At 60.3% G+C, this 12,575-nt stretch carries 10 protein-coding genes and 1 pseudogene; 7 read left to right on the forward strand and 4 right to left on the reverse strand.

Annotation, left to right across the window (positions count from 1 at the left end; all coding sequences use genetic code 11):
- Positions 1–2: 2 nt before the first annotated feature.
- On the reverse strand, positions 3–914 hold the full coding sequence (locus AC1DKV_RS16350; protein ID WP_441622045.1) for a TauD/TfdA dioxygenase family protein: 912 nt from the start codon (positions 912–914) through the stop codon (positions 3–5).
- Positions 915–1,040: 126 nt separating this feature from the next.
- On the opposite strand from AC1DKV_RS16350, the gene AC1DKV_RS16355 reads away from it, so the two are divergent.
- The 3 genes from AC1DKV_RS16355 (at position 1,041) to AC1DKV_RS16365 (ending at position 5,418) form a co-directional block, all read left to right on the forward strand.
- A complete protein-coding gene (locus AC1DKV_RS16355; protein WP_441622047.1) occupies positions 1,041–2,069 on the forward strand; it encodes an AraC family transcriptional regulator in 1,029 nt (342 codons plus the stop codon).
- Between the two features lie 781 nt (positions 2,070–2,850).
- Complete coding sequence (locus tag AC1DKV_RS16360; RefSeq protein WP_441622049.1) at positions 2,851–3,402, forward strand: heme NO-binding domain-containing protein; 552 nt, start codon at positions 2,851–2,853, stop codon at positions 3,400–3,402.
- A 6-nt stretch (positions 3,403–3,408) separates the two neighbouring features.
- The gene (locus tag AC1DKV_RS16365; RefSeq protein WP_441622051.1) at positions 3,409–5,418 is read left to right on the forward strand and encodes a putative bifunctional diguanylate cyclase/phosphodiesterase; all 2,010 of its coding nucleotides are present in this window, start codon (positions 3,409–3,411) and stop codon (positions 5,416–5,418) included.
- A gap of 189 nt (positions 5,419–5,607) precedes the next feature.
- On the opposite strand, the gene AC1DKV_RS16370 is transcribed toward AC1DKV_RS16365, so the two are convergent.
- A complete protein-coding gene (locus tag AC1DKV_RS16370) occupies positions 5,608–6,180 on the reverse strand; it encodes a calcium:cation antiporter (RefSeq protein WP_441622053.1) in 573 nt (190 codons plus the stop codon).
- A 547-nt stretch (positions 6,181–6,727) separates the two neighbouring features.
- Here AC1DKV_RS16370 and AC1DKV_RS16375 point away from each other — a divergent pair.
- The 4 genes and pseudogenes from AC1DKV_RS16375 to AC1DKV_RS16390 form a co-directional block, all read left to right on the forward strand.
- Positions 6,728–7,156, forward strand: a pseudogene (locus AC1DKV_RS16375) (M16 family metallopeptidase); the annotation flags it as partial.
- A 41-nt stretch (positions 7,157–7,197) separates the two neighbouring features.
- Positions 7,198–9,399: a M16 family metallopeptidase gene (locus tag AC1DKV_RS16380; RefSeq protein ID WP_441622055.1), complete on the forward strand. Its 2,202-nt coding sequence runs from the start codon at positions 7,198–7,200 to the stop codon at positions 9,397–9,399.
- 302 nt (positions 9,400–9,701) lie between these two features.
- Complete coding sequence (locus AC1DKV_RS16385; protein WP_441643534.1) at positions 9,702–10,085, forward strand: EF-hand domain-containing protein; 384 nt, start codon at positions 9,702–9,704, stop codon at positions 10,083–10,085.
- A gap of 67 nt (positions 10,086–10,152) precedes the next feature.
- The gene (locus AC1DKV_RS16390) at positions 10,153–10,659 is read left to right on the forward strand and encodes a plasmid pRiA4b ORF-3 family protein (RefSeq protein ID WP_441622059.1); all 507 of its coding nucleotides are present in this window, start codon (positions 10,153–10,155) and stop codon (positions 10,657–10,659) included.
- Here the strand turns inward: AC1DKV_RS16390 and AC1DKV_RS16395 are convergent.
- Together AC1DKV_RS16395 and AC1DKV_RS16400 are read right to left on the reverse strand one after the other, a co-directional pair.
- Entirely contained in the window at positions 10,560–11,330 is a 771-nt protein-coding gene (locus tag AC1DKV_RS16395) for an enoyl-CoA hydratase/isomerase family protein (protein ID WP_441622060.1), read from the reverse strand. The two genes, AC1DKV_RS16390 and AC1DKV_RS16395, sit on opposite strands and share 100 nt — an antisense overlap.
- A gap of 25 nt (positions 11,331–11,355) precedes the next feature.
- Positions 11,356–12,564, reverse strand: coding sequence for a CaiB/BaiF CoA transferase family protein (locus AC1DKV_RS16400; protein ID WP_441643535.1), 1,209 nt, complete (start codon positions 12,562–12,564; stop codon positions 11,356–11,358).
- Positions 12,565–12,575: the final 11 nt, after the last annotated feature.

A 12,575-nucleotide genomic window follows, 5' to 3' on the forward strand; every position in this document is an offset into this window, starting at 1 on the left:
TTTCAGTAAGGCGCGTCACCGATGATGGCGGTACGCTCCATCTTTCGGTGGCACGGTGGATAATCCATCACTGCGTAGTGCTGGGTTGAACGGTTGTCCCAGAACGCAACGCTGTTCTTCTTCCAACGAAAACGCACTTGGTATTCGGGGATGTTGGCCTGGCTGACCAGGTAGCTAAGCAAATTGCCGGCACCCGGCGCCTTGTCCAGCCCGAAGCGCACGTTGGCCGGCACATTGAAATTTGTGAAGTGCGTCGTAAAGCTTCCATTGACAAACAGCAATTTCTCTCCGGTTTCGGGATGGGTGCGCACAACCGGGTGCTCGGCGTCCGGGTACTGAGCCTTCAGTGCGAGACGCTTTTCGATCGGCATCGCGGCACCGAAGCTCGCCTCGATGCTGTGGCGCGCGCGCAATGTGGCGATCTTCGTCTTGATCTCCTCGGGCAACTGGTTGTAAGCCTCGACCATGTTGACCCACATCGTGTCGCCGCCCACAGGCGGACATTCGACGCAGCGCAGCACGCAGCCCATCGGAGGCTTTTCGCGCCAAGTGGCATCGGTATGCCAGGAATTCTCGTTGCGTTCGGGGGGGCTGTCCGGGGTCTTGTAGATCTGAACCAGTCCTGGGTAATCGGGATGGCTGCCTACCACCGGGTGGTCCTCCAGCTCACCGAAGCGGCGCGCAAAGGCTACGTGCTGCGCGCGCGTCATGTCCTGGTCGCGGAAGAACACTACGCGATGCTTTAGGAGCAGCGCCCGAATTTCCGCCATCTGTTGGTCGTCCTCGGCAGCCGCGCCAAGGTTGACGTTGCTGAGCTCCGCACCGATCGTGCATGTGATTGGCTCGACCCGGATCGAGTTGCCCAGCGAGGTTGCGCGGACCACTGCGGGTGCCGCCTTGAGGTGTTGAATCATGAACGTGTCTCCGCTTGTCGGTTAGGCCGATCGATCCTTGCGAGTTTGGATGTCGCGGGTATCTCCCGCTTGACAGTACATGACAGGGATTTATCATTCCATGTCAATGTCCTCCTAAGTTCTCCAATGGCGTCACTTGTCCGCGCTGCGGCCCTCACCAACTACAGCGAGGTCGCTCGAGCCTCCGGACTGGATCCGGTGCGGATGCTCTTTGACGCGGGCTTGAGTCCGAGCGTACTGTGCGAGCCGGACATCATGATTCCAGTCGAGTGTGTCGGAAGGCTGCTTCAGGCGTCCGCAACCATGTCAGGCAATGAGAGTTTCGGACTGTGCATGGCCGAGTCGCGCCTTTTGTCCAATCTTGGGCCGGTAGGATTGCTGATCCGCGATCAGGCGACGCTGCGCGACTCGCTTCGCATGCTGATGCGTTATCAAGCGTCGCTCAACAGTGCGTTGTCGCTGGCGGTCGAGGAGTGCGATGAACTGGTCATTATTCGCGAGGTGGTAATGGCTGGCAAAGCACATCAACCCACGCGTCAAAGGGTTGAACTGGCGCTAGGGGTCATGGTGCGTTTGATACGTCAACTCCACAAGCCCGACTGGGAGCCGCGGCGCGTATGCTTTGAGCACCCGGCGCCGCGCGATCTGAGTACGCACCGACGGTTTTTTGGCCCTTGCGTCGAATTCGACTATGACTTCAACTGCATTATCTGCGCGAAGGCCGACCTCGATGCACCCAACCCGTCCGCGGATCCGGCCATGGGGCGCTACGCGCAGCAGTTGATAGACGCGTCCTCCATGGCGCAGCAGGCGACAATGCCTGAGGACGTGCGGCGCATGATCCTGCTGCTGTTGCCCAGCGGGCGCTGCAGCATCGAACAAGTGGCTGAGCATCTGGGCGTGGTGTGCCGAACGGTCCAGCGCCGGCTGGCGGAGCATGGGCAAAGCTTCTCGTCGATCGTGAACGACATCCGTACGGAGCTCGCCATACGCCATGTCAACGAGAGCGATCGTCCGTTGACGGAGGTCGCGACCCTGCTCGGTTTTTCCGCGCCGAGCGGATTCTCGCGCTGGTATCACGTGCAATTTGGCTGCAGCCCGAAGGAGAGCAGGGCAGCACGCGGCACATTGCGCCGGCAGGCGGCACCGACCTGAGCATAGCCCTGGCAGAGCGTAAGCCGCGTCAGGCCCTGTCATGTACGGACGCTCTCTTTGCCGGATTCCGCAGGTCTTCCGTCTCGCCAGCCGCGCGACGCGTGGCGAATTGGCGTTCGAGCAACCTGCTCTCCACTCATCCTCTCTATCTGCAGGTTGCCAGCGAAGACCGCGATATCTGCTCGCAAGTATGGTCCCGCGAGGCAGCGGCTGTCCCGCCGGGAGACATCAGCGCGGGTTGGCAGAGTCTCTAGAGCCCGCGACCGTTCCCGATGGCGCGGCCGTTCGTGCTGCTGGCAGACGTCCGCCTGGCGCTACGAAAGTCCATTAGTGTGGCTGGACCCGACGTTCAAATGACTGCGTGGTCGAGCTGACTTACGACGCTTCATGGCCGGCTAATGCCGTTGCACAGGCGTGTGGTTTAAGGAAGTCGACGAAGCCTATTCCACCCAGGATTGTCACATCCAGGCACGCGGCGTGGCTTGGCGGAGGTAGCCGTCGCGGATATTGCACAAAGAACACCGGCGCAGCCACCGGTAGATACCCACTAGTTGACCAGCCTTGCGGCGAGCGTTCGCCGCCGGGCAGGGAGTTTAGTCGCCACTAAAGCCTAATGGCTCGCGGCGTAGGCTAACCGCGAGACGGAACAACCTTGAGTGGCGTAACCACAGCCTGCTCTGTTAATCTCACACAATTTTGTGTAGCTGCGACGACCTCGCAGCGAGCACCAAACAAGCTGTCGCCAATAGGAGCGACATTGCAACGGGAACGGGGAGCAGGGATGAAGGGGATAGTTTTCAATTTGCTGGAAGACGTGGTCATCCGGCACCATGGCGAGGACGCGTGGGATTCCCTGCTGGAAGGCGCGGACCTAGACGGCGCTTACACTTCCCTTGGCAGCTATCCCGATGACGATATCTACAAACTCGTCGGCGTCGCTGCACAGACGTTGGACATGACCCCGTTTGCCACCCTGCGCTGGTTCGGACGCGAGGCGATGCCTTTGCTTGCCAGCCGCTATCCTACCTACTTTAGCGCCCACACCACGACTCGCCCGTTCGTGCTCAGTGTCAATTCCATAATTCACCCCGAAGTCCGCAAGGTCTACCCGGGTGCGGACGTCCCGACCTTCGGCTTCCGCGACGAACCGGACGGGTCGCTGCTGATGACCTACCGTTCCGCGCGGCGTCTGTGCGCACTGGCACAAGGTTTTGTCGAAGGCGCGGCCGACCACTTTGGGGAAGCGCTGAGTTTTGACCACCTCCAATGCATGCATCAAGGTGACCAGAGCTGTCAGTGTCGGATTAGCTTCCTTGGCAAGAAGGCGAGCTAAGTTACCATGAACAGCGTTCAGCAGTTTGAGGTGGAGACCGAAAAACTGCGCCGGCGGCTCCAGCGTGAGCGCAAGGCGCGCATCGAGGCGGAAATCATCGCTGAGAAAGGGCTTCGCGAGCTCTATGAAAAACAACAGCAATTGCAGTTGTTGGAGGCTGTCGCAGACGCGGCCAATCAGGCGATATCCGTCGCCGATGCGCTTCAGTTTGCCGTACGTACGGTTTGCCAGTTCACCGGCTGGCAGATTGGGCACGCGTACCTTGTGGATGGCACCGGGGGCGAGCCACGCCTGCTCTCGACGTCCATCTGGCATGGCGTCGAGGGCGAGCGCTTTCATGATTTCTACCAAGCCACCGAGGCCGTGGACTTTCGGACCGGCGTTGGCTTGCCTGGTCGCGTACTTGCCAGCGCAACGCCTGCATGGGTCATGGACATTGCCCGGGACCCCTATTTCTCCCGCGCCGGCGTGGCTGAGCGGGTCGGGTTGCGGGCCTCCGCTGCCTTCCCGGTGCTGCTGGGCAGCGAAGTGACTGCGGTCCTTGAGTTCTTTGCCGACCGCGTGCTGGAACCGAACGAAAGGCTGCTGCACCTGATGGCGCAAGTTGGTACCCAACTGGGCCGAGTGGTCGAGCGCAAACGTGCTGAAGACCAATTGATTCACGATGCCTTCCACGACGCGCTTACCGGCCTGCCTAACCGTGCATTGTTTGCTGACCGACTTGCCCGTGCCGTTGCTCGCGGTATTCGCCATCGAGAAGTTACATTCGCAGTGCTCTTTGTCGACTTGGACCGTTTCAAGCTGGTCAACGACAGCCTCGGTCATCTGGCCGGCGACACCCTCATCATCCAGGTAGCGGGTCGCATGGCAAGATGTCTGCGTGAAAGCGATACGCTGGCTCGGATGGGGGGCGATGAATTCACGATTCTGCTGGACAGCGTGGCCGACGTGAATGACGCGGTACGCATGACCGAACGATTGATGCGGGCCTTCGAAGCGCCTTTCCAGATAGAAGGCGAGGAGCTCTACGCGAGCGCCAGCATCGGCATCGCCATCAGTTCCTTGGGCTACGAATCGGCCGAGGAAATTCTTCGGCATGCGGACCTGGCGATGTATCGGGCCAAAACGCTGGGCAAGAGCCGCTACGAAGTCTACGACCACACCATGCACGAGCATGCCGTGAGTCGCCTCGCACTGGAAACCAGCCTGCGGCGTGCCCTGCAGAATAACGAGTTTGTCCTGCACTACCAGCCCGTCGTCACCTTGGACAATGAGGAAATTGTCGGTGTGGAAGCGTTGGTGCGCTGGCGCAAGTCGGAAACGGAGCTGGTCTATCCTGCCGACTTCATCCAGGTGGCAGAAGATACCGGCCTGATTCTGTTCCTCGGCATGTGGGTGCTGCGCGAGGCTTGCAAAACGATGGCCCACTGGCACAAGGAGTATCCCCGTACACCCGCACTGACGGTCAGCGTCAATGTCTCCGCGCGCCAGTTTGCCCAGCACGACTTTGTTCAGCATGTGGGCAGAGTGTTATCGGACACCGGCATCAATCCACGCACGGTCAGGCTGGAGATTACGGAGAGCATTACCATGGTGGATTCGGAACGGACCGTCGCCGTGCTCACGCAACTTCGTGAACTAGGGGTGCGTATCAGCATCGACGATTTCGGCACGGGTTACTCCTCCCTCAGCTACCTGCACCGCTTCCCGCTGGATATTTTGAAGATTGACCGGTCCTTTGTGGCTCAACTCGACCGTGGCCATGAAGGCTTGCAAGTTGTGCAGACCATCATGAGTCTGGCCCGCAACCTCGGCATCGAGGTGGTCGCCGAGGGTACCGAAACGCAAAGGCACGTGACGCACCTCAAGTCGCTGGGCTGCGATTTCGGGCAAGGCTATTTTTTCTCCAAGCCCCTGGAATCGGTCGCCCTTTCTGCGCTGCTGGAGGCGCAAGTGCCACAGAATACTGAGGCAACGCTCGATATTGACGCGTGTGATTCTTCCGCGGCCAATTGAGCGCGCGGCAAGTAGACTCGAGGCGGCGGGCTTGCCTCCACAGGAGAGTGACAGTTCCATTTTTTGGCCTTTGGATTTCGATGCGGCATTTTTGAGATGCGGCCCAACTTCTCGGCAAGTGCCTCACCGCCGCGGCCACAAGGTTTGCGCTTTCGTGCGCTGCAGCAGTCGACGGTGGCCGTAACCCTTTCACAGTCTTCTCCGGAGCCCAGATTCTTCCCACAGCCATAGGAAGACCGGCAAGTAACTTGGGCGCGCCCCCAAGAGGGCCTGCGTCCAAGATACGCCCTTGTGCTCTGCAGAGCATACGGGCGTATCCCGGCCAACCCTCCTTCTTAGGCTCGCGAGTACCAGCACCGGTGCGACGAATAGTGCCACCTGGACGCTCGAGCCGACCGCAATGGAGAACGAGAGGTCGACGCGATTTCTCATGGCTGCGGTAATGGCCGATGCATGCTCGGCGGCATTTGCCAGGATCGCCACCACGAAAACACCGACGAATATGTCGCTGAGGGCGTAGTCGCGCATCATGGGGGCAAGCGCACCCACCATGATCTCGCTCATCCACGCCGTCCCTACGGTGGCCGCTGCGCGTGTCGCAATCGCCCGCGCTACGGACGAGGAGGGTTGATTCTCCACGCCTTCCGGAACTACCGTCTCCGTTTCGTAGGCGCTGCGGTACAGCACGAGGCGAGCGCCGGCATTCCATGCGCCCCGCATCGATCGTCCCAATGCGGCCGCGGGGCGCTCCTCCGAAGACATCGAACTTCCTTAACTCGTTAGTCGAAAGAATTCATCACGGCATCCCCGCAAGTCGGATAACCGGGGATATGCTCGCCTAAACCTTGCGCGATCGGGTGATGCGAACGAAGCCGCTTGAGGGTAATCAAGCGAAAGATGCCGCATGATGGTGACCCGGTCCGACACCGATGAAGCAGATCGCTACCGAGATGAACGACAAGGACTGGAGGGTACAGACGGGGAGGGGCAGAGGTAGGGTAAGACCGCGAATAAGCCCGACAACAGCGCCGACGGCAGACGCCGGTCAGCGCAGCATCGATGAGCGGCTGCATTGTCCCTTTGCATTCCTGTCCTTCTTTTCCTTTAGTGAGGCCGACGAAATGCCTCTCAGTTTCTAATTGCATGAGGACGGAGAGCCACGATGAATCCGATGTTCACTGTGCTGCTTACCGGCCTCATCGCATTGGGCACGGCTAAAGCGCTTGCGGATTCTCCCAAGGCGGCTCGCGCGCAGGAATTGGCTGCTACCGCCGACACCATAGGACAGGAGCCCGGCAGTGCGGATTTCATGCGGGTCACCTCCGTTGAAGGTATCACCGAGTATCGACTGCCCAACGGACTACGTGTCCTGCTGGCACCGGACGACTCTGTCCCCCGCACAACTGTGAACATCACTTACCTAGTCGGCAGCCGGGACGAAGGGCGAGCGGAAGCGGGCATGGCTCATCTGCTCGAGCACATGATGTTCAAAGGGACGGACACCCTGACGGCCGCTTCTCTGCGGGAAGAGTTTGCACGCCGTGGCATGAGCGCCAACGGCACGACTACCGTCGACCGCACCAACTACTTCGCCACCTTTCCGTTCAGTGAGGACAACCTGGATTGGATACTGCGCATGGAAGCGGACCGGATGGTCAACAGCCGACTCGAGGCGGTCGACCTGCGCAGCGAAATGCCCGTGGTCTTGAATGAGATGGAGATCGGACAAACTCAGCCGCAGAGGGTATTGCTTCTGGCCTTGAATGCCACTGCCTACCAATGGCATCCTATGGCAGAGCTACTATCGGCACGCGACATGATCTGGAGAACGCTTCAATTCCGCTGCTACGCGCGTTTTACAAGCGCTACTACCAGCCCGACAATGCCGTGCTGGTGGTTGGCGGCACGTTCGATCCGGCATGGGTGCTGGCTACCATCGCCCGCCATTTCGGTCCGATTCCCCGTCCCGAGCGCACACTCATGGCCGCTGTCACCGCCGAGCCCGCGCAGGAAGGTGAGCGTCTCGTGACGCTGCTCCGGGCAGACGACACCCGAATCATCGGCGCGATGTATCACGTTCCGCAAGCCGCGCATCCCGACGCTGTGCCGATGTGGCTGCTGCTCCAGGTGCTGAGTGGCCCCTCGGGTGGGCGTCTGAACAAGAGTCTGGTCGATGCCAGGAAGGCCTCCAGCGTATCGGCGGAGATCGGCGCCATGCGTGACCCCGGCACGGTTCTCTTCCTTGTTGAAGTCTCTAAGGGGAAATCGCTGGAGTTGGCCAACGAGGCCTTGCTGGAGCAGGTCGAAGGTCTCGCAGAGCGTCCGGTGACTACCGTCGAGCTCGAGCGCGTGCGCGTCGATGCGCGCAATGCGATTGACAGGGTGTTCAGGAACCCCGACGCGCTGGTTATGCAGTTGTCCGAAGCGATTGCATGGGGGGATTGGCGTCTGTGGTTCCTTCTTCGCGATCGCGTGGAGAATGCTAGCGTCGAGGACCTGCAGCGTGTGGCCATGCGGTATCTGCGACGTGCAAACCGCACGGAAGGCAGGCTGATTCCGGGCGAGCAACCACAACGCGTCGAGATGCCGCCGCCTACAGATCTTGCGCACCTGCTTGATGGCTATCGCGGCAAGCCCGTGGCCGCGCCGCCACCGCAATTCGATCCCGCCCCGGAGAACATCGAGGCGCATACGCAACGGTTCACGTTCTCCAACGGAATGAAATTGGCAATGTTGAGTCGCCCAACTCGCGGTGACATTGTCACCGGAATGTTAATTCTGAACATGGGTACGATCGACAGTCTTAAGGGGAGGGCTCCTGTCGCCGAGCTGACTGCCGCCGCGTTGACCCACGGTGCGGGCGGCCGCGACCGCGAGCAGCTCGCGGACTTGCTCGCCAGGCTCAAGTCCACCGTCAACATCACTGCGCAAGCGGATCGCGTGACGATTCGATTCGAAACGCACAGAGACCAGCTCGCAGACTTCCTTCCGGTGTTGCACGATATCCTGCGTAAGCCCGCTCTGGACACCACCGATTTTGACGACATCAAGCGCTCCAGCATCGCCGAGATCGAGCGCGTCGGCAATGCCCCGGGCATGCTGGCGTCTGTCACGATGGACCGACACGACAATCCCTACCCGCCTGGCGATCCGCGCCATACGCAAGATCAGCGTGAGCGCATTGCAGGCGTGGACGCGACGCGCGTGGATGACATCCGTGATTTTCATCACAGGTTCTACGGCGCCAGCCACTCGCAGTTGGCGCTGGTGGGCGACTTCGACGTAGACGGCGCGAAAGACCAACTCGAGAAGCTGTTCGGTGACTGGAGCGCCTCCGAGCCCTATGTCCATGTCGATCGGCCCTACCGTCCGATCACTCCTGCGACATTGACGGCCAAAACCACGAACAATGCTAGCGCCATCTACTTGGCCCGCATACCGATGGCCGTGACCATGAGCTCAGCCGACTATGCAGACCTCGCCATCGCCGATCGAATCTACGGTGGCAAGTCACTGCGTGGCAGGCTATCCGAAAGGCTCCGTCAGAGCGATGGCATCAGCTATTCGGCCGGTAGCTCCTTGCAGATCAACGCGATCGACACGGCAGGCAGTTTCACCATGCAGGCTTCCTTTGCGCCGCGCAACCTGGAGCGCGTCAAGCGTGCCGCCGAAGAGGAGCTCGCGCGCTTCGTGCGGGACGGAATCACGGCAGAAGAGCTTGCCGACGCAAAGAGCGGATTGCTTGAACAAGGCACCATTGCGCGAACGCGGGATAGCGTACTGGCACAAAACCTGGCCGACCAACTGTCCGTTGGCCAAACCATGGACTTCACCGCAGAGCAGGAACAGCACGTGCGCACGGCCACAGTCGCCTCGGTCAACGCTGCGATCCGCAAATACATCGTGCCGAAGCGTGTCATCAGCGTATTTGCCGGCGACCTGAGGTCCGGAGCGGCGAAAGCCGCGCCGGCATCGAGATAACATACCCTCGCCAGAGCGCGCTTCCTCACCCTCGCTGAGCAAGAAGCTACCGGCTTGGCGCTGTGGCGGTCTATTCTTTACCTGCGGCGGGATTCTTGTGGGGGTATCCCCGGAATGTCCCGATATATCAACTGGTTGTCCCATAATGTCAAATGGCCGGCCGCGTTCTCGCCAATACTAGTGCGGGTACCTAGGAGGACTCCGCTGTTACCTGAATTGCGCTCTGGAACAATGCGATTGCGAACTGCAAAGCAATTTCACTCTGCCGGTACGCCGTCACAAATCAATAGTTGAGGAGAAAAATGGTCCGACTGAACTTCCTTGTAACTGCCTTGGCCTTGTCGATAACCCTGGCTAACAGTGCCGTTATCGCGCAGCCTTCACAACAGACGACACCATCGACTTCGTCGGCTACCACGGATGTCAACGAAGTACCGCAGCCGCCCAAAGGAATGACGCCGGCCGAAAGAAAGAAGTGGTTCAGCGAACGCTTCAGGGAGGCCGATGTTGATCATGACGGCAAACTGACCCGTGAAGAAGCACGCGCTGGCATGCCTGAGGTCTACAAGCGCTTCGACCAGCTTGATACCAGGAAACGCGGTTACGTGACCGAGCGGCAAGTGGGTGCAGCCTGGTCAAAATTGATCAAGGACGATATGCAGAAGAAAAATCCAATCATCAACTAGGAGACCGCGCCAAAGCGGGGGCCGACGACCGGACCGCTGCTGAGAGGACAATGAGGCACCTGCATTCATGGCTTCCGATCCTGCGCCGGCGACCTCCGTCCTGCAACTTCGAATTGCTCTGCGCGGCTTGAGCCCGCCGGTCTGGCGGCGTTTGCTCATTCCTGAGCGCGTCACGCTGGCTCGGCTCCACGAGGTCATTCAGGCAGCCATGGGCTGGACAGACGATCACCTGCACCAGTTCATCATTCGTGGCCGGCGATATGGCGAAAGCCGCGATGGGGCTCTGCAATTTTCCGCGGCGGCAACCGCGCTGACGCCGGGCGCATTCGCTCTGTGCGAGCACGAGGCCTTCGTCTATGTGTACGACTTCAATGCATGGTGGCGGCACGATATCCGCGTCGAGCGGCGCGTGCTGAGGCAGGACATCGTGCGCGCTCTGATGGGCGGGCAGCAGGGCCCGTTCTCAGGAACTCTTCAAGAACCCCAATTAGGCAGTCGCTTTTCTACAAAGGCCGCAATCCCTTCACGCGCATCGTCGGTGTCTGCAACGCGACAGAACGTATCGACCGCGTAGGAAACACCACGACGGTAGTCGCTGTCGACGGCCCGATGGAATGCTGCTCTGCCAATGTTCATCGCAGATGCCGACTTGGCAGCTAGGGTCGAGGCCAGTAACCGCGCCTCCTCGAGTACCTCGTTCGCTGGCACGACACGATTCACGAGATGCAACGCCTGCGCTTCGTTCGCGCCGAAGGCACGCCCGGTGAAGAGCAGATCGAATGCCACGTGACGGCCGACAATGCGCGGCAAATGGGTGAAGTGGATTGCCGGGAGCATGCCGACTTCGATTTCGGGGTATCCGAAGCTGGCATCCTCGGCAGCCACAATCAGATCGCAGGAGATAGCCAGGGTCATGCCGCCTCCGCGCGCAGCTCCACTCACCGCGGCGATAGACGGCTTGCCCAGACGATACTGCGCTTCGGACAACTGGACGTAGAGCTTGTCCAGGAGCGTGTGAACGGTGTCCGCCGAAGCGCCTTGCAGTGCGGCAATATCAAGCCCGGCGCAGAATCGTTTCGGTACCGCACTCGCAACGATGACGGCCCGAACCGCGTCGTCAGAGGCCGCACGGTCCAAAGCCCGAATCAGCGCGTCGACCATCGGAACGGTGAGGGCATTGACAGGAGCGTTGTCGAGGAGGATTTCGGCGACGTGATCGCGGACAGTGTAGGTAACCAAGGACATAGTCTACTCAATACTGGTTTGGGGTCTAGGCGGCTGCGATCGCCGCAGCGGAGGTTACCGTGCCGGCGCGGTGCATACCTTCAATCTGCTCAGGCGTAAAACCAGCCTCGTGCAAGATTTCGTCAGTGTGTTCGCCGAGCAGCGGGGCTGGACGGCTTGCATGGCGTGCTTCTCGGCGGAAGCGCACGGGCAGGCCAACATTCGCGACGGTGCCCAGGACGGGATGCTCCGTCTCGACGATCAATTGTCGGGCCTGTACCTGAGGGTGCGCCAGAGCCTGGTCCAAAGTCTGGATCTGCGAGCAAGGCACGCCTATTTGCCGGAGCGCTTCCATCCAGTAAGCGAGCGGCTGAGTCGAGAGGCGCGACTGCACTAGATCGACCGTTCGGGAGAAGTTCCGTACCCGAGCGGCATTGGTAGCAAAGTCCGGATGGTCTACCCAGTCCTCGAGACCCGCCACAGAACAGAAGCGCTTCCATTGCGAGTCATTGCCAACTCCGAGCATCAGCGGCGCATCGGCTGCATCGAATGCCTGGTACGGTGACATCGACGGATGTGCTGTGCCCATCCGTTGTGGTGCTTTTCCGCTACGCCAGTAGTTCTGCGCCATATATCCCATGAAGCCGAGGGCGGTCTCCATAAGCGCCACTTCCAGATAGGTCCCTTTTCCGGTTGTGTGTCGTTCGAGCAGGGCAGCCAGGATGCCACTGAGGGCGTGCATGCCTGTGCCGATGTCAACGGGCGAGAAGCTCGCCCGTGCAAACTTCCCGCCGGGCTCCCCCATGGTGCTGATCATCCCACTGAATGCTTGCAACATCACGTCATAGCCGGGCTCGTTACCCAGGGGGCCATCGCGCCCGTAGCCGGATATCTCGCAGTAGATCAACCGGGGATTCACGGCGCTCAACGTGTCGTAGTCCACGCCGAGTTTCTTGGCGGTACCGCCACCGAATCCCTGCAATACCACGTCAACGTTGGCCGCCAGTTCTTGCACGACGCGTTGGCCGGCTTCGGTTTTGAGATCTAGCGCGATGCTGCGCTTGTTGTGATTGACGGCCAGGAATACGGCAGACTGGCCCGCATCCTGAGGAAGCCAGCCGCGCGTGTCGTCGCCCGAACCCGGCGGCTCGACTTTGATGACATCTGCGCCCAGCTCACCGAGGTATTGGCCGCATAGGGGGCCGGCCAGGACCTTGCTCAGGTCCAGAACCCGAATGCCTTTCAATGGTTGCATGGTTTGAGTTT

Source organism: Cupriavidus sp. 05T41 (genome assembly GCF_056396525.1).